This window comes from Mesorhizobium sp. M1078 (assembly GCF_040318615.1).
In the GTDB taxonomy this organism is placed as follows: domain Bacteria; phylum Pseudomonadota; class Alphaproteobacteria; order Rhizobiales; family Rhizobiaceae; genus Mesorhizobium.
Map to the genome: position 1 here is coordinate 247,172 of NZ_JAMYMP010000002.1, position 18,510 is coordinate 265,681.

Consider the following 18,510-nt stretch of genomic DNA (forward strand, 5'->3'; position numbering starts at 1 on the left):
GCCATGTTGAGCCTACCACATGTTCTATGGCAGACCAAAGAGGACAAGGCGGCAGGCCGTTGCTGTTTGCGCCGCTTTCGCCAGTGTGAAACGCCGCTCTCCCGCTGTGCCCGCAAGCTGCTAGACTGTGGCACATCGGATCAATGGAAGCGCAGCGGTCGACGGTCCATAGCGCATGTTCATCAGTCTGCAGATCAGCAATGTCGATGTCCTGCCTGCCGGGCTGCCGCCCGGCTACGCATCGCGCGACCGCGGCTTCGAGATCGGGCGGGAGAACTGCGCCTGGACCTTGCCCGATCCGGACAAGTTCATCTCCGGCCGACATTGCGAGATCCGCTACGAAGGCGGCGCCTTTTTTCTCCACGACGTCTCGCGCAACGGCACATTCGTCAACAGGTCGAGCCAGCGCCTGACCGGCCCGCATCGGTTGGCGCAAGGGGACCGGCTCCGGATCGGCCGCTATATCGTCTCGGTATCGATCGATGACGGGAACCCAGCCTTCGGTGGCCATGGCTCGACGCAACGGCAGATGCCCGTTGCCGGATCCTTTCCAGACCATGCCGCTTCGCCACGGCCACTGACCGCGCCGCCCGCTTCGGTCTCCAGCCGGCCACAGCAAGCCGACGAGATCCTGCGCGCGATTGCCGCCGGCGCCGGCATTCCGCCAGAGGTGCTTTTGCTGCGCCAGCCGCAGGAGGTGGCCGGCGAGATCGGCGCGGTGCTGCGCATCGTCGTCGACGAACTCGTGCTGCTGTTGAAGGCGCGCGCCGCCGCGAAAGTCCTGGCCAAGACCAGCGACCGGACCATGATCAATTCCGCCGACAACAATCCGCTGAAGTTCGTGCCCGGGACCGACGAAATCCTCGACATCATGTTCGCGCGGCGCAGAGCCGGCTATCTTGATGCCAGGCACAGTATCGAAGACGCTTTCCACGACCTCAAGACGCATGAATTCGCCACCTTCGCCGCCATGCAGGCAGCGCTGTCGCGGTTGCTTGACGATCTGTCGCCCGAGGCGATTGCGAAAAAACTGCCGCCATCCTCCTTTGCCTCGAAGAAAACGCGCGCCTGGGACGCGCTGGTCGCGACCTGGCGGGCCAAGGAGGAAGCGCACGAGAATGGCATGCTGGACATATTCCTCACCTATTTCAGTGAAGCCTATGCCAAGGCCGCCAAACAGAAGACCGGCAAGGGCTAAGCCCGCGCACCGCTGAAGACACCGTGAAGGCGACCCGAGCACGGGCCGGCCACCAAAATTGCGCCGGGTTTCCATCGCAACCTTCTGAGACTACGATCACATACGACGATTGAGCACGCGGGTACGGTTGGTCGACCTCGGGGGTCTGCGGCACATGTCATGTCACGGCGAGATAGCGTCCTGCGGTCCGCGTTTGCGCGGACATGGCGCTGTGCGTCGCGGCGCGCGGGCGTAGAGGCAGAGATCGGCGATGAGCTCGAAGGATGATCCTTTCGATCCGACCGGCAAAACCGTCATCCGCCCCAGCCGCCCCAATCCCGGCCGCAAGCAAAAGACGGTTCTCGCCCGCGATGCGCCGGCCCCCGGCAGTACGGTGATCGCCCCTGCCAGCGTCCCGGAACCCACGGTTTTCGATCCCAACGCCGGCCGCCAGCCGCCGTCCGACGTCACGGGGACGGTGATCTATCAGGGAACGCCCTTCGCCAACGCGCCGGCCGATCCGCCCGTTCACGGCTCAGCCGGGACGGCGGGGAAAACGCCATGGGATGCGCTGCTCGGCGCCAGCGATGCCGTCGATTATGGCGCGGCCAACCCGATCGTCGCTGCCGCGGCGCCCTTGCTGATACTGCTTGGGCATCTGCGGCTGATGGCTGTCGAAAGACCGGCCGAGCCGCTGGCGCAGCATGTCGCCGGCCTGATCGAGGATTTCGACCGCAAGATCGCCAGGACCGATACCTCGGAAGAGGATGCGCGCATCGCCAGCTATGTGCTTTGCGAAACCGCCGACGATATCGTCGCCAATCTGCCCGGTTCCAGCCGGGATGCGTGGGCGCAGCACGCCATGCTGCAGCGCTTCTTCCAGGTCAAACCCACCGGCGCCGGTTTTTTCCAGGCGCTGAACACGGTGCTGGCGACGCCGGAACCTCATCGCAATCTCATCGAGCTGATGCATGTCTGCCTGTCGCTTGGCTTCGAAGGCCAGTATCGCGGCCAGCCGCGCGAGAGCCTCGAACGGGTCCGCCGCGACGTCTACGAGACATCAGCCTATTTCCGCGTCCTCGGTGACGACGACATCTCGCCGCGCTGGCAAGGCTTGTCGGTCACATCGGCGCAAGGCTCCAGGCGGGTTCCGCTCTGGGCCATAGCCGCTGCAACCGCGGCAGTTTTGACCGCAGCCTTTTTCACGCTGCGCGTGCTCATCACCAATGATGGCGAGGCTGTTGCCGGCGAGTTGCTGGCGCTCAATCCGGCGACGCCGGTCACCATCGAGCGCACCGGTTTCGTGCCGCTGACCGAGGAGGTGAAAGTCGTCGCAGCGCCAACGACGATTGCGCAGGTCGATCGCATCCGCACTGCCTTGGCCAAGGAGATCGAAGGCGGCGGCGTCAGCGTCGGCACCAAGGGTGATTTCATCATCGTGGAAATCAGCAACGCCCTGCTGTTCCAGTCGGGACGAGCCGAGGTCAAGCCGGAGTTCGAGCCGGTGGCCGCCAGCATCGCGGCGGCTCTCGACGCGGAGCGCGGGCCGATCCGGATCGTCGGCCACACCGACAACGTCAAACCGAAGAAGACCAGCGCCTTCAAATCGAATTTCGACCTCTCCGTCGCACGTGCCCAGTCGGTGGAAAAGATGATCGCAGCGCATTTCAGCGATCCGTCGCGGACAAAGGTCGAGGGCAAGGGCGAGGACGAGCCCATCGACGACAATGCAACGCCGGAGGGCCGCGCCAAAAACCGCCGTGTCGATGTAATGATCCCGCGGGAGGAGACGCTGTGACCGGCTGGCTGCTGCGCATCTTCAGCGCGCTCGCGCTCGCCGGCTTTGCCGCCGCGGTCTGGTACGCCGGCCCGTTAATCCGCTTTGCCGGCGCCCGGCCGTTGGATCCCATCTGGCTGCGGGCAATGATCATCGGCATCGTCGTCGGAACGGTGGCGATCATCTACGCAATCCGGCTCTGGCGCAGGCGCAAGGCGCAGAAGGCGCTGGAGGCCGCCATGGCCAGCGCCGAGGATGACGGCAGCGATGCAAAGATGCTGGAAGCTCGCATGAACGAAGCAGTCGCGACGCTCAGGCAGTCGAGCGGCAAGCGCAACTTCCTCTACGACGTCCCCTGGTACATCGTCATTGGCCCGCCGGGCGCCGGCAAGACCACCGCGCTGGTCAATTCCGGCCTGAACTTTCCGCTTGCCGGGTCGGGCCAGGCGCAGCCGGTGGCGGGTGTCGGCGGTACGCGCAATTGCGACTGGTGGTTCACCGACGAGGCGGTGCTGATCGACACGGCCGGGCGCTACACGACGCAGGATTCCCATGCACGGACCGACAGCAAAAGCTGGCTGGCGTTCCTGTCGCTGCTCAAGCGGCACCGGACGCGCCAGCCGATCAATGGCGTCATCCTGGCGATCAGCCTTTCCGATCTGATGGCGGACAGCGAGCAGGCGGCCCGCGTCGCCGAGATCCGCAGCCGCCTGCAGGAAATCCACGAGGTCCTGAAGGTCCGCTTTCCCGTCTATGTGCTGTTCACCAAGGCCGACCTGGTCTCCGGATTCATGGAATATTTCGGCGGTTTCGACGAAGCACGCCGGCGCAAGGTGTGGGGCGCGACCTTCCAGACCGCCGAGCGCGGCCTGAACATGGTCGCGGAAGCGCCAGCCGAATTCGACGCGCTGGTGAAGCGCCTGACCGAAGAGATGAGCGAGCGGCTGCAGGCGGAGACCGATCCGGTCGCGCGCATCGCCATTTTCGGCTTCGCCGCGCAGCTCGGCGCGCTGAAAGGCCGGATCGTGCATTTCCTCGAGGGCGTTTTCGAGCCGACGCGCAAGCAGCTGAACGCCCCCCTGCGCGGCCTGTATTTTTCTTCCGGCACGCAGGAAGGCACGCCGATCGACCAGTTGCTGGGCAGCATAGGCCGCACTTTCGGCAGGAGTGCCCAGGCGCATCTTTCCGGCACCGGCAAAAGCTTCTTCCTGCACGATCTGTTGAGCCGCGTCATTTTCGCCGAGTCCGGCTGGGTGTCCTATGACAGGGCGGCCGACAGGCGCGTTGCGATCGCCCGCTACGCCGGCCTGACAGCGATCGCGGCCATAGCGATCGCCGCGCTTGGCGTTCTCGGCCTGAGCTTTACGACCAACAAATCGCTGGTCGCCGCGACCGGACAGGCGGCAGGCCAATACCGCGCGACAGCCGCGCCGCTGCTGGCCAGCACGACGGTGTCGGATGCCGACCTCGAAACCGTCATCGGTGCGCTAGATGCGCTGCGCGGCCTGCCGGCCGGCTATGACACCAAGGATCAGCCGACGCCGGCCACGGCGACGTTCGGCCTCAGCCAGCGCGAGCGTATCCTTTCGGCTTCCGAGACTGCCTACCGGCAAGGGCTGGAGCGCATGTTCCGCTCGCGCCTGCTGTTCCAGCTCGAACGCACGATCGAGGCCAGGATGGCCGATCCGATGGCGCTGTACGAGCCGCTGAAGATTTACCTGATGCTGGGCGGCAAGGCGCCGAAAGTGGATGACGAGCTGGTCGTCACCTGGCTGAAACGGGACTGGGAACAGAACCGCTATCCCGGCGCCCACAATCGCGACGGCCGGGCGCAATTGGAGAAGCATTTGCGCGCCATGCTGGCGCTCGACAACGACCAGGATCCCTCGTTCGAACTCAACCGCGCGCTGGTCGAATCCGCCCAGCGCTCGCTCGGCCGCATGAGCCTTGCCGATCGCGCCACCGCTCTCATCCAGTCGGCCACCTATGCGGCGGCGCTGGACGATTTTTCGGTGGCCTCGCAAGCCGGCCCGGAAGCGCCGATGCTGTTCGAGCGCAATGACGGAAACGATGTCGCCGGCCTTCGCGTCCCCGGTCTCTACACCCATGCCGGCTTCGACTTCTATCTGGCGCAACTTGCCAGGAGCGCGCAGGCGCTGGTCGACGATCAATGGGTGATCGGCTCGAGCGGCGAGCAAGCCGGTTTCGACCAGGAATTGCTCAAGCTCGGCCCGGAGCTGCTCGATCGCTATGGCAAGGGCTTTGCGGCGGCGTGGAACGAGGTGCTCGACAGGTTGAAGTTCAAGGCAATGGCCGCCGACAAACCGCAATATCTGGCGCTGTCCGCAGCGGGATCACCGAGTTCGCCGCTGATGCAGCTGTTCGAGGCGATCGCGCGCGAAACAGCTTTGACGCAAGAGCGCAATCCGGCTGCGCCGTCTCAAGACAGCGACCAGGAAACCGCCGCGCGCGCCAAGGGCCTCGCCCGCATCGGCATCGAGATTGCGGCGCGCAAATCGCAGAGCAGGGCCGGGACCGCCTTTGTCAGCACCCAGAACCAGGATCCCGGCGCCAACATCGAAGCCCAGTTCCGGTCTTTCCAGGCTTTGGTGGCCGGGGCGCCGGGGCAGCGGCCGCTCGACGCCCTGACCCAGAATTTCCGCGAAATCTATCAGAGCGTGCGGCTGGCCGCCGATGTCCCCGCCCAGACGGACCAGGCCAACGCCAATCTGCAGCTGCAGATATCGACTCTACGCGCCAACGCCTCGCGGCTGCCGAAGGCGCTGGCCAGGATGGTGAGCGCGGCGGCGGACGATTTCGAGGGCACCGTCGCCGAAACATCGACCACGCATCTCAACGAGATGCTGGAGGAGACCGTCGGCCGTCCGTGCGAAGAGATGATTGCCGGGCGCTTTCCATTCGCCCCCGCCGGTACCGACGATGTCGCCATGGCGGATTTTGCCAGATTGTTTTCTCCAGGCGGGGTTCTCGACCGGTTCTTCGCGCAGAACCTGGCGTCGCTGGTCGACATGAGCGGCCAGGACTGGGACTGGAAGCAGGACACCAGGTTCGGCCGCAATCTGGCGAAATCGACGCTGAAGAACTTTCAGCTCGCGGCACAAATCCGCGCGGCTTTCTTTCCGCTCGGCGGGCCGGTGCCGTCGATCAACATCACCTTCACGCCGCTGTCGCTGCATGGCGATGCCGACATGGCGCTGCTCAATATCGACGGCCAGGTGCTGCAGGCCACCCAGGCCGGCAACACGCCGGGACTGATTCCGTGGCCGGGCAAGACCGGTTCGGCCAGTCTCAGCCTGACGCCGGAGCTGCCCGGCCGCGAGTCCGCAATCAAGTTCGACGGTCCCTGGGCTTTGAAACGATTGCTGGACAAGGGGCAGGTCACCGCCAATGGCGATAGTCTCGAAGCGCATTTCGTCATCGGCGGACGGGATGTCGCCTACACGATCAAGACCGGGGAGGACGGCAACCCATTCACGCTGCCGGCGCTTTCCGCGTTCAGCTGTCCGAAGGCTTTCTGATGGGGAATTGCATGGCAGGACCAGCGATTGCAGGACGCAGAGACAGCGGCGGCACCACACGGTCCGTCATCAGCGGCTTAGATTTCGATACTCTAATGAATGGGGCTGTGGCAGACTGGCCAGGCACGTCGGCCAAGGCGTTGCGGAGCGTAGGCAAGTGAACGATGCCGCCTTTGAGAGCTACGGCGTGAGCCACAAGGGCTGCGTGCGTGACCACAATGAGGACAGCTTCCTGGTCGAGCCGCGGATCGGCCTCTGGGTGGTGGCCGACGGCATGGGCGGGCACGAGGCCGGAGAAGTCGCTTCGGCAAGCATTGTCGAGCATCTGGCGACGATCGGCATCGCCAGTTCGGCGCCGGATCTGCGCGCCCGCTTTGAGGATCGGCTGAACCGGGCGCATGCCGAGATTCGCCGGATTTCGCGCTCACGCGGCGTGACCATCGGCTCCACCGTTGCCGCACTGCTGGCCATGGACGGCAGGTTCGCCTGCCTGTGGTCGGGCGACAGCCGCGTCTATCTCGTGCGCAACGCCGCGATCGCGCAGATTTCGCGCGACCACACCGAGGTCCAGGAACTGCTCGACAGCGGCGCGATCAGCGCGGCCGAAGCGGAGAACTGGCCGCGCCGCAACGTCATCACCCGCGCCATCGGCGTCAACGACGAAATCGCCATCGACTTCCAGCAGGGAGAGACCCTTGCCGGCGACATTTTCATCCTCAGCACGGACGGCCTGACGGCGCATGTCAGCGACGCGGAAATTGCGGCAGCAGTGCTCTCGGCAGCGCCGCAGGCTGCCTGCGAAAAGCTGCTTTCCATGGTGCTTGAGCGCGGCGGCACGGACAACGTCACCATCGTTCTGGTCAAGATCAGAGACAAAGGCAATGGCCTGTCCCGAGCAGAAGGCCGCGACCGATGAGCTCCGACGACAAGACCCGGCTATTGCCCAACATGGCGGATACCAGCGTCGGCACGCAGCTCAGCGGCATCTACGAGCTCGACGAACGCATCGCGTCGGGCGGCATGGGCGAAGTCTATCGCGGCCACAACATCCAGACCGGCGATCATGTCGCGATCAAGATCGTGCTGCCGGAATTCGCCCGCGATCAGACGATCCTGTCGCTGTTTCGCAAGGAAGCCTCGATCCTCAACCATCTGTCGCATGACGCGGTCGTGCGCTACCACGTCTTCACCATAGATCCCGGCATCGGGCGGCCCTATCTGGCGATGGAATTCGTCGACGGCCAGTCGCTGTACGACGTCATGCGCGGCGGGGCGATGGCGACTCCGGATGTGCGCAAACTGTGCCACCGGCTGGCCTCGGGCCTGAGCGCCGTGCACCAGGCCGGCGCCATCCACCGCGATCTGTCGCCCGACAACATCATCCTGCCGGGCGGCCGGGTCGAGCGGGCAAAGATCATCGATTTCGGCATTGCGCGATCGGCCGCGGTCGGTGGCGAGACGCTGATCGGCGGCAAGTTTGCCGGAAAATACAATTACGTCTCCCCCGAGCAGCTCGGGCTCTATGGCGGCGAGGTCAGCGAACAGTCCGACATCTACAGCCTGGGGCTGGTGCTGGCGGCGGCGCTGCGCGGCAAGCCGATCGATATGGGCGGCTCGCAATACGAGATCGTCGAAAAACGGCGGACCGTCCCTGATCTCTCCGGCATCGATGCCGATTTCAAGGACATCGTCGAAGCGATGCTGCAGCCTGACCCGGATGATCGACCGGCCAGCATGGCCGAAATCGCCCGGTTGACGCGCGACGACAGCGACGCGACCTTGCCGCCGGCATCGCTCGCGCCCCGGCCCGGTCTGCCGCGAACCGGGCAGACCGCAGGGCCTGTCTCGAAGATCGGGGACTCGCCGGCCCAAGGCTTCGGTTCGGCCCCGCCAAGCGGCACGGCGGAGCCGTCTTTCGTGCCGCACGTGCGCCCAGCGCACCTGTCGCAGCCGAAACCGGCTGCTGAAACTCCCAGACGAGCAAGCACACCGCCGAAGCGTGCTACTACAGGCAGAAATCTGACGATCGCGGTGCTGTCGGCGGTGGCCGTGGTATCGCTTGGAGGGCTCTATGCATCGGGTATCGTGGGATTCGGAGACCGGCCTCGCCTCACCGACACCGGCAAGCCGCTCCAACCCGAACTGACAAAGCCGATCGTCGCTGACAAGCCCGTTCCGGACACTGCGCCGGTCGAGAAGACGGTGCCAAAGACGCAACCAGCGGAGACTGCGGCTGAAGATCAGGCCAAAGCGCCGGTCGAGCCGCAGCCGACGCCACCAGTCGCGTCGAGCGCTACGGCCCCGCAGCCGGCCGAACCGACCGACAAGACCGTCGCGCTGCAACCGCCATCCGGCCCGTCGAAGCCCGATGCCGCGAAGAACCCGGAGCCTGTCAGCACGCCGGTAGAGCCCAAGGCGACAGCCCCAGAGCCAGCCACGCAAACACCTGAAGCGACGGCCGAGGCCCCCAAACCCACAGCACCGACGCCGCAACCCACCGCTCAAGCGCCCGAGCCCAAGGCGCAGGCGCCTGAACCGACCGCGCAGGAGCCCAAGCCGGACATGCAGGCGCCTGAACCGACCGCGGAGCCTAAGCCGAGCCAGCCCGATATTGCCAGCGGCGAGCAGGCCGACAAGCCGGCAGAGCCCGACATTGCCATGAACGTGCCCAAGCCGGAGGTGCCGCCACCGGCCGATGCGGCCGCGGAGCGGGTCACCTGGGTACGCGCCTTCAATGGTGGTGACTGTTTTTTTGCGACGGTGACGTCGGCCGCCGACAAGGGTGTCGCGATCGAGGGCTTCGGCACGTCGGTGCCACCCTTCGAACAGTTGCTTGGGGAATTCCAGGCGAAGTTCCATGTCGAGCCGGATATCAGCGTCCGCCTTATCCAGCCCCCGCAATGCGGGATCACCGGCTTCCTGCGTTTCATGGGCGCGAGCACGGCCGACAGGCCGCAGCTTGTCCTCGACCAGACATCGGTGCCGGACGGCTCGCCGATCGACGGCACGCTGGTGACGCATGGCGGGCTGGTGTCGAGCGTGTTCCTGATCGACCACAGGGGCATCGCCTTCAACCTCGACGACCATGTTGTCGTACAAGCCGACAAGGCGACCTTCTCGATCCCGATCGGGCTCGGCGCCGCCGACAAGGCGGCAGGCAAGGCGTTGCCGCAGATCATCATGGTGATCACCGGGCCGCAGGACATAAAGGCGGCGGACTTCACAACGCCGACGCCGGCCTCGGTGCTGTTGCCCAGGATCCTTGACGAGATCGGCGCCAGGAGTTCGGCATTTTCGGCGACCGCCAAATACTTCCGCCTCGGCGGCTAGCACCGACGCCGATGCAACGCCGTCGCCGAGATCCCGTCCTGCTTGCCCGGAACGTGCGCGTGAAGCTCGCCGCGAGCGCGGTCGCGACGCTGTTGCTGGCGCTTCTTTCCACCGGGCAGGCGCGCGCCGAATTCACCGTCTGCAACCAGACGCTCGACGTCGTCAATCTTGCCGTCGGCCAGAAGGTCGACGATGCCGACCAGACCGATGGCTGGTGGACCATCGGCGCCAATCAATGCGTCAACGTCATTCGCGAGGAGCTGACCAACCGCTACATCTACATCTACGCGACGGATGTCTTCGGCCACGCCATTCTGGCAGGCTCCACCGACATGTGCATCGAGCGGCGGCGGTTCTCGATCCGCGGCATCGATGAATGTTGGCAGCGCGGCCATATCGCGGCGAAGTTTCTCGAAGTCGACACGCAGGAACAGGTGCGCTGGACCTTCTTCCTGACCGGAAGCGCACCGTGACGCACAGCATCGACACCAGCTTCAAGGCAAAGAAGCAGGCGCGCGCCGCGCTGCGCAGGCGCAGGATCTGGCTCGGGCTGGCGGCTGGCCTGGCGACAATCGTCCTCGCCGCGATTGCCACCGGCTTCTATCTTACCGCCGACTACTGGTCGTTCGGCGACGAGGACGAGGAACTGCATGCCGTCGAAGGCTCGGACGACGTGCCGGCCGACGCATCGGTCTACGTGCCGGCCATCATCGACCTTGCCGGCGACCCGATGTGGATCACACTGGCGCCGGAGGCCGGCGCCGCGAAGAGCCGCGAGATGCCGCGCCCGACGGAGCTCGACCAGGCCGGCATCTCCCCTCAGATCATGGTTCTCTCCGACGTGATGCTGAGCGCCAGCGAAAAATTCATGACGACGATCCCCTCGACGCAAGAGGATTTCGCCTTCTTCCAGGCGCAGCGGAAGACCGCGGTCGCGCCACCCGCCGAACCCAACGATCCGCAGAATGACCTGCAGAACGATCTTCAACCATCGCCCGGCGCGGACGGGGCTCCGGCGGCCTCCGGCCCAGCTCCTGACCCGCAGGTCGCTCCGGGTGCATCGGCGGCGGCCGATGACCCCGAGGCCGGCTGGGGCGAGACCATCGATGAGGGCGAAGCAGCACTCCCCGCCTTTCAGAAGACACCGGTCGAAAACAACACCAGCGTTGCCACCGTCAGCTCGGAATACCAGCGCTTCGAGGCGACCCAGGACATTTTCGTGAAAATCCTCAACGACCGCAGCCTGGACAGCGTGGCGCTCGATGCGCATTTTTCCGCCGACGACGCAAAGCTTGCCGGCGAGAGGCTGAAGGCGCTGTTCGACAAGGACGGCCTGCAGCCTGGTTATGTCGTGGCGATGCGCGGCTTCAGGCCGACGCGCGAGACCACGACGATGTCGCTGATGCAGGTCTCGATCTACGCCAGGAACGTCTTTGTCGGCACGCTGACACGCAACGCGGCCGGCGCCTTCGTGTCGGGCGTCGACCCCTGGGTGCGCGAGGACCTGTTCAATTATTCGGGCGCCGAGACCGAAGGCACGCAGAAACGGCAATACCGCCTGCTCGACGCGATCTATTCGACGGCTGCCCGCAACAATGTGCCGAGCGGCATCATCGGCGAAGCCATCATGTATCTGTCGCGGGGACAGGATCTGGATGCTTTCGCCAGCGAGGACCAGCGTCTTGTGCTGATCTATTCGCAGACGCCGCGCGGCAAGAACGAGACCGACGGACGGGTGCTCTATGTCGGTATCCAAGGCACGCAAAAGAGCTTGGATTGTTTCGTTTTCCAGCAGAGCGACGGCCAGTTTTCCTGCGTCTCGGGCGATGACCAGGTGCGCTCGCTGACGGTGGCCAATGGCATGGTGACGCCGGTCAACGGTGTCATGACGTCGACCTTCGGGCCACGCAAGCATCCGATCCTGGGCGTTGTTCGCATCCACAAAGGCGTCGACTGGGCAGCACCCGTGGGGACCCCGATCGCCGCAGCCTTCGACGGCGAGATCATCTTCCAGGGCGACGGCGGCGGCTACGGCAATGTGGTCAAGATCGCCCATGGCGGCGGCCGCGAGACGCGCTACGCGCATATGTCGAAATTCGCCATTGCCAGCGGTGTCGGCACCAAGGTGAAGGCCGGCGACATCGTCGGCTATATCGGCACCACCGGCCTGTCGACCGGGCCACATTTGCATTTCGAACTCTATCAAAGCGGTCAGGCGATCGATCCGCTCGGAACAGTGACCGCTGCAATCGCCGTCACTTCCAGCGATCCCGCCGTCGAAACCCTGACCGACCGTATCGTCCACGTCGAATCGGGCGGTAGCGCGCGGGCCAAGAACCCGCTGTCTTCGGCGACAGGCGCCGGCCAGTTCATATCCAAGACCTGGATCCGGATGATGAACACCTATCGTCCCGAACTGGCGCGCTCGCTGTCGACCGCAGACCTGCTCGCTTTGCGCTACGACGCCACCATCTCGCGTGAGATGGTGCGCAATCTGGCGCGCGAGGGCGAAGCCTATCTCAAGGCGCGCGGCCATCAGATTACCGCCGGCCGGCTCTATCTCTGCCATTTCCTCGGCATGGAAGGCGCACATCAGGTGCTGGCGTCGCCGGGATCGGCGCAGTTGAGCGCCGTGCTCGGCTCGTCCGTTATCCAGGCCAACCCGTTTCTTGCCGGCAAGACCGCCAGCTACGTCGTCGACTGGGCGGAACGGAAGATGGGCCGCAAATTGCCGACGCCCGCCACCACCGATGCGGGCCAGCAGACGACGACGGAAGTCCGCCAGACATCGCCGGAGTTCGAAAAATACAAGCAGGCGATAACGGCACTGGTCGGCTCGATCCAAAATACTCTTGAGCCGGGCTAGAGCTGGCAGTTCGCCCCGGCTTTCGCCAAGCCGATTGGTTCTGAGGCCGGCGAATGGTATGTTTGCGGATATTTGGGAAGGTTTTTGGGTCCTTGTGAACCAAAACTGTGGCTGGGATCACATACGCCCAACAGCCATTTTGGCAGAAGCGATACAGTCGCTGGTGAAATTTAGCATGCGCAGCCATCAATAACGCGCCCCATTGGGGCGGAGGGCCGATCCCATGAAAGCGTTTGCCGTCCTTTTGAGCGGATTTTTTCTGTTAATGCTGACCGCGCTTGGCACCGTCCAGGCGGCGGCGCCGGATGCCGGTGGCGTCAAACGCGTCGCGCTGGTCATCGGCAACAGCAAATACGTCCATGCCGTCGAATTGCCCAATCCGGCCAATGACGCGCATCTCATCGCATCGACGCTGCGCAATGCCGGCTTCGAGGTGATCGAGGGCGTCGACCAGGACAATGCCGGCATGCACAGCCTGATCAGCAAATTCACCGAGCAGTCCTACGATGCCGACCTCGCCGTCATTTTCTATGCCGGCCACGGCATGCAGGTCGACGGCAAGAACTTTTTGATCCCGGTCGACGCCGAACTGACGTCACCTGCCTATCTCAAGACCCGCACCGTCCAGATCGACGACTTCATGGCCGCATTGCCACCCGACCCGGCGGTCGGCGTCATCATCCTCGATGCCTGCCGCGACAATCCGCTGGCACGCACACTGGCGGCCGCGATGCCGAAGACCCGCTCCACCGCGCTGGGCACCGGCCTGGCGCCGATCGACCCTAAATCAGAGGGCGTCGGCACCGGCGGCATCCTGATTGCCTATGCCACCGACCCGGGCGCCATCGCCTTTGACGGCAACGGCGTCGACAGCCCCTACTCGACCGCGCTCGCCCGGCACCTGACCGAACCCGGCGTCGAGATCCAGAGTGCGCTGACGCGGGTGCGCGGCGAAGTGGCCGAGACCACGCAAGGCCGCCAGCGGCCATGGCACAACGCATCGCTGGGCCGCGAGGTTTTCCTTGGCAAACCGGCCGCCGAAGCCGTGCCGGTGGCAAAACCGGCCGCCGACGACGCGAACGCCGCGACAGCGCCCGCCCCCACTCTCGTCACCAGCGAACCGCCTTCGTGGGAGGTCGAGCAGCGGCTTTGGGACGAGGCCTCGAAGCGCAACACCGCGCCATTCTACGAAGCCTATCTCGAACAGTTCCCGAATGGCCGCTTCGCCACGGTGGCGCGGCTCAACATCGATGCGCTGAACGATCCGAAAGCCCAGGAACGGGACGTCGCCGCGCTTGCTGCCGAAGAAGCGAACTCGGGTTCTGCCGTGCGCACCTCGGTAGGCATTTCGGACGACATGAAGAAGGTGCTGGGCACCGAGGCGACGGAGAACGCGATCGGTCTCGATCGCCAGGGCCGCATCGACCTGCAATTGCGCGTCGAGGCGCTGGGCAACGAGCTTGGCCGCGTTGACGGCAATATCGGCGCCAAGACCCGGCAAGCGATCGGCGACTGGCAAGAGGGGAACGGGCTGCCTCCGACCACCTTCCTGACGCGCGAGCAGCTGGCGTTTCTGATCATCCAGACGGATCCGATGAGGGAGGCCGTGCGTGCCAAGCATGAGGCCGACCAGGCCGGCGTGGACAAGCCGAGAAAACAGGTGGTGCAGAAGGTCCGCACGCTGAAGCCGGTGGCGGAAAAGCCACGCAAGAAGCAGTACGCCCAGAAGCCGCGCCGACAACAGCAGTTCGTGCAGAAAAGGCGCAACCGCGAGGTCGTGCGCGAGGATGAGCCGCCGCCGCGGGACAATAATGATTTCCTGACCAAGGCGCTGATCTTCGGCACCGGCGTAGCGGTCGGCGGCGTGCTCAAGAACTGATCGATCACATCGAACAACAACAACGCCGCGTGTCCGTTGGACGCGCGGCGTTGTTGGTAAACCTACAGAGAGGCGTGCCTCGAAAGACGCTACTGCGCCTTGATCCGCATCTCGACCCGCCGGTTGACGGGATCGTAGGGATCGGGATTGCGTGGATTGGCCTCGCCGAGACCGACCGCCTTGATGCGGGTGGATTCGATGCCGTTGGATTCGAGGAAGGCGGTGACCGACTGCGCCCTGCGCTGCGACAGCCCCTCATTGTAGGTCGCCGAGCCGGATGCGTCGGTATAGCCTTCGACGACGAAGGACAGCTTGCTCAGCCGATCGTCCTTCAGCGCCTTGGCGAATTCGTCGAGTTCGCTGCGCGCCTTGGCGTCGAGTTCGGACGAATCCAGGCTGAAATTGATCAGCATATCGAGGCCGGTCTTCTCCGGAGGCTTTTCTTTCTGGCCGGTCTTGCTCTTGCACTCGTCCTCGGTGCCGACACAAATCCCGCGTGCCGCGCCGTGATCGATCGCGCCGGCAAAGAACTTCACAATGTCTTCCGATTTCTGAAGTGGGTCGGCATAGACGTGAGTCGAGAAAAGCACGGTCGCCAATGCCAAGACTAAAATGTGCCGCTGCATAACGGTTACTCCCGTTTCGAGCATCCGATTTTCACTCAGGCCCGATCCATGGATCCGGGCCAACTCTTCCTGTTCGACAATGATCTGTCGAGATCACGGTCGGCTGTGGAATATACCAAACCGTGAGGCGTTTGTCTGTGAACAACGTCATGGACATGTGGTGGTCGACAGACTTGACCCGCGCCTCGCAGGCGGGTTGAGTGAGGGCTGGGGGAGGATAACAGCAGCGATGGTCAACGGGCTTCGATTCCAGACCGCACGCGATCTCTTCGCCGCGAACACGGCTGTCGCCCGGGACATGACGGCTGTTCCGACCGACCAACCCTCGCTCGAGTTCTGCCGCCGGCTGATGGCCGGGCGCATCCCGGAGGAAGCGATTACCTTTTGCGCCTATCTCCTGCCTGACCGGGCCGCAATCTGGTGGGGCCATGAGTGCCTGGGGCATCTGACCGAGCTGCTCGAAGAGCAGGACCTCGCAACGCTGGCACTGATCCAGGAGTGGGTCGGCGACCCCAACAATGCAACCCGCCGGGAGGCTGTCGCCGGGGCGGCGATGACGCAGCAGCACACGCCTGCCGGCTGGATCGCGCTAGCGGCGCAACGGCACATCAATGGCCTGACGCCGCAGACCAACGGGTCGAGGCTGCGGCCGCTGCCGGCTGCGCATGCAGTCAATGCCGGCATACTGGCCGGACTGGCGCGGGTTGCGGTGGCGGACCGTTTCTCCGTGCTCACCGCCTTTGTCGAGATGGGCATCCATCTGGCCGAAACCGAGGCGCTGCGCCGAGCCTGATTGCTCTGGATCGTGATGAGATTTCATTGAAATCTGATCCAACCCATTGTTGGCGGTCTCATTTGCAGCCGTTTTGCGCCCATTTGCCGAGTGCCACCTTGAAGCGCGTGCCCAGCGGGTGTTGCAGGCGCAACACCGAGACATCATTGGTGACGTAGGTCTTGGCCTGGTCGCACAGCCGCTCCTCGGTCCATTGATGACAGTTGCTGCACTGGTTGTCCCAGACGGACTTTTCCAGGCCCTCGACCGGACTGAAGTGCGGCTTGCCCTGGATGAGCTGGGCGATGCTCTTGCCGTCGATCGCCGGGTCGCCGAAATTGACCGGAACGTCGAAAAGGACTGGCGCGTCCGAGCCCAGCTTCGGAATTTCCTCACGCAGCTGTTCCAGCGCCTGCTCGCCGGCGTCCGTACCCGGCGGGTTGGCGGCCGCGCCGGTGCGCGCCTGCGTATCGCCTTCGGGCGCAGCCGCGCCGGAATCGCCGACGATCAGCGGCGCCTTGAGATCGACCTTGTGAAGCACGACATCGGTAGTCAGCGAAACGTTGACCCAGGGCTGCTGGCGTCCGGCTGTGGCCTTGAACACATCCGACGTAACCCGGTTCATCGCTTCGGTGATCGAGACGTTGACCTCGCCGATATGGGCAAGCAGCGCCGCCGAAAATGGCGAGTGCTCGCCCGGTCCGTCATAGGCGAGCTGGTTGGGATTGGCAGCGAAGGCGACCAGCGTGCCGGCGCCGCCATTCTCGATCGGTATTTCGGCAAGGCCGCTGCTTGCCGTGCTGTCGCCGCCAGTCTCCTTGGCAAGCACATCGGCGAGCGGGTTGTCGCGGCAGGCGTCGAGGAACACCAGCCTGATGCTGGTCTCGCGCGCCATCTGCCGCAGGATGAAATCCACCTGCACGGCTTCGAAGTCGAGCGAGGTCTCGTCCTCCAGCGCCGCATCGACAGGCAGCAGGTAATTCCTGCCCGAGACCTGCAGGCCATGACCGGCATAGAAGAACAGCGCGACATCGGCGCCACGCACCTGCCTGGCGAATTGCGCGATCTTTTCCTGCGTCTGCGCCTTGGTGAGATCGAGGCCGGAGACGATTTCGAAGCCCAGGCCCTTCAGGCGATCGGACATTGCCTGCGCATCGTTCACCGGATTGGGCAGCACCGGCGCGTTCCGGTAATGGGAATTGCCGAGCACCAGGGCGATGCGGCGTTCGGCACTGGCCGCGGTCATGGTAATGGTCATGGTCAACGCAAGCGCCAGCACGGCGAGGCCGATGCCGCGCATGAAGTTGCCGCAACTTGCAATCATGTTCAAACGCACCGGATTCCTTTTCGGTTGACGGGCCTTCTCAGTTAAGGACCGGCTCAGTTGGAGAGCGGCGTGGCGGAGAACTCGATCCGCCGGTTCAGCGCCTTGTTCTTCGGCGTATCGTTCGGCGCCACCGGCTTTTCCTCGCCATAGCCGGAAGCCGTGATCTGCGCCGATGGAATGCCCGCAGCGATGATCGCGTCGGCGACCGCCTTGGCGCGCCGTTCCGACAGGTTCTTGTTGGCCGTCGGCGAGCCGTCGGAATCGGTATGGCCCGAAACCTCGACCTTCAGTTTCGGACATTTGCCGACGACGCCGACCACCTCGGCCAGCAGCGGGCGGCTCTTTTCATCGAGCCGAGCGCTGGCTGGGCGAAAATAGACGGCGCCGGTGCGCGACAGCACCTCGAACCTGTTCAGGCATTCATCGTCGCTGAAGGACGTCTTGCCTGCATCTGTGGCGACCGGCCCGGCATCGGCTGGGGCTGCGGCCGCGATGGCAGGCGTGGCCGCAGGCTTGGCGCCATCAGCGGCGAAGACGAAGTCGAACGACACCGAAGCCGTCGGGACGATGCTGCTGACATTGGCCGCCTGCTGGAGTTTTTCGATGTTGGGCAACAGGCCGAAATCCTCGACATGCACGGCGACCGGCGCCTCCGAGGCGATCGACACCATGCTGTCGGTGATCATGGTGACCACGACATTGGCCTCAAGGTCCTTGTCGACGCCGTGCAGGCTCAGGCGAAACGGGATATGCGCGCTCATGCGCCGTTTGGTGGCGAGATCGGCAAAAGCGGCGGGATCGACTTTCGCCGTCACTTCCGCCGTCGGGAATTTGAAGGTTTCGAAGAACAGGAAGCGCATGCGGACATTGCGAAGGTCGATACCGGTGTCGACCGAGTTGAGGTCGAACGTGACCTTGGCGGCGCCATCCGATGTCAGCGTGCCCGAGAGGTTCCTGATCTTGTTGGTTTCGACAATGGTGTTCTTCTTCACCGATTGATAGGTGAGTGTCGAATTCGCCGGATCGAGCGTCCAGTTCAGCTGCGCGTTGGCCGCCTGCGGCGCAAGCAGCAACAGACCGAACACCACGACCACCAGAGCGGGCGGACGCCAGCGCTGCGACGACTTTCCATGCCTTACTAATCCGACGACCCCGAACATGCATGTCCCCCGTGACAACACATTTCAGTTGCGATGACGGCGGTCGAACGCCGTGAC

At 64.4% G+C, this 18,510-nt stretch carries 12 protein-coding genes; 9 read left to right on the forward strand and 3 right to left on the reverse strand.

Annotation, left to right across the window (positions count from 1 at the left end; genetic code table 11):
• Positions 1-175 precede the first annotated feature (175 nt).
• The 8 genes from tagH to NKH38_RS05345 all read left to right on the forward strand — a co-directional run bounded on the left by tagH (position 176) and on the right by NKH38_RS05345 (position 14,568).
• Positions 176-1,198, forward strand: a complete 1,023-nt coding sequence (gene tagH, locus NKH38_RS05310; RefSeq protein ID WP_023729237.1) for a type VI secretion system-associated FHA domain protein TagH — start codon at positions 176-178, stop codon at positions 1,196-1,198.
• A gap of 250 nt (positions 1,199-1,448) precedes the next feature.
• Positions 1,449-2,975, forward strand: a complete 1,527-nt coding sequence (gene tssL, locus NKH38_RS05315; protein ID WP_023729236.1) for a type VI secretion system protein TssL, long form — start codon at positions 1,449-1,451, stop codon at positions 2,973-2,975.
• The gene (gene tssM, locus NKH38_RS05320; RefSeq protein ID WP_352762557.1) at positions 2,972-6,493 is read left to right on the forward strand and encodes a type VI secretion system membrane subunit TssM; all 3,522 of its coding nucleotides are present in this window, start codon (positions 2,972-2,974) and stop codon (positions 6,491-6,493) included. Before tssL ends, tssM begins: the two co-directional genes overlap by 4 nt.
• Before the next feature lie 157 nt (positions 6,494-6,650).
• On the forward strand, positions 6,651-7,409 hold the full coding sequence (locus NKH38_RS05325) for a PP2C family protein-serine/threonine phosphatase (RefSeq protein ID WP_352762559.1): 759 nt from the start codon (positions 6,651-6,653) through the stop codon (positions 7,407-7,409).
• Complete coding sequence (locus tag NKH38_RS05330) at positions 7,406-9,823, forward strand: serine/threonine-protein kinase (RefSeq protein ID WP_352762562.1); 2,418 nt, start codon at positions 7,406-7,408, stop codon at positions 9,821-9,823. The genes NKH38_RS05325 and NKH38_RS05330 overlap by 4 nt, the downstream gene beginning before the upstream one ends.
• An 11-nt stretch (positions 9,824-9,834) precedes the next feature.
• Positions 9,835-10,296 carry a DUF1036 domain-containing protein gene (locus NKH38_RS05335; RefSeq protein WP_023667922.1) on the forward strand — a complete coding sequence of 154 codons (462 nt, stop codon included), beginning with the start codon at positions 9,835-9,837 and terminating at the stop codon, positions 10,294-10,296.
• A complete protein-coding gene (locus tag NKH38_RS05340; protein WP_352762565.1) occupies positions 10,293-12,689 on the forward strand; it encodes a M23 family metallopeptidase in 2,397 nt (798 codons plus the stop codon). Before NKH38_RS05335 ends, NKH38_RS05340 begins: the two co-directional genes overlap by 4 nt.
• 265 nt (positions 12,690-12,954) lie before the next feature.
• Entirely contained in the window at positions 12,955-14,568 is a 1,614-nt protein-coding gene (locus NKH38_RS05345; protein WP_352762567.1) for a caspase family protein, read from the forward strand.
• Positions 14,569-14,657: 89 nt separating this feature from the next.
• Here NKH38_RS05345 and NKH38_RS05350 read toward each other — a convergent pair whose 3' ends face one another.
• Positions 14,658-15,194 carry an OmpA family protein gene (locus tag NKH38_RS05350; RefSeq protein ID WP_352762569.1) on the reverse strand — a complete coding sequence of 179 codons (537 nt, stop codon included), beginning with the start codon at positions 15,192-15,194 and terminating at the stop codon, positions 14,658-14,660.
• A gap of 229 nt (positions 15,195-15,423) precedes the next feature.
• On the opposite strand from NKH38_RS05350, the gene NKH38_RS05355 reads away from it, so the two are divergent.
• Positions 15,424-15,987 (forward strand): DUF6931 family protein, encoded by a 564-nt coding sequence (locus NKH38_RS05355; RefSeq protein ID WP_023735648.1) that lies wholly within the window; start codon positions 15,424-15,426, stop codon positions 15,985-15,987.
• 58 nt (positions 15,988-16,045) lie between these two features.
• Here the strand turns inward: NKH38_RS05355 and NKH38_RS05360 are convergent, their stop codons facing one another.
• Complete coding sequence (locus NKH38_RS05360) at positions 16,046-17,290, reverse strand: caspase family protein (protein ID WP_352762638.1); 1,245 nt, start codon at positions 17,288-17,290, stop codon at positions 16,046-16,048.
• A gap of 56 nt (positions 17,291-17,346) precedes the next feature.
• Positions 17,347-18,453, reverse strand: a complete 1,107-nt coding sequence (locus tag NKH38_RS05365) for an OmpA family protein (protein WP_352762571.1) — start codon at positions 18,451-18,453, stop codon at positions 17,347-17,349.
• Positions 18,454-18,510 lie beyond the last annotated feature (57 nt).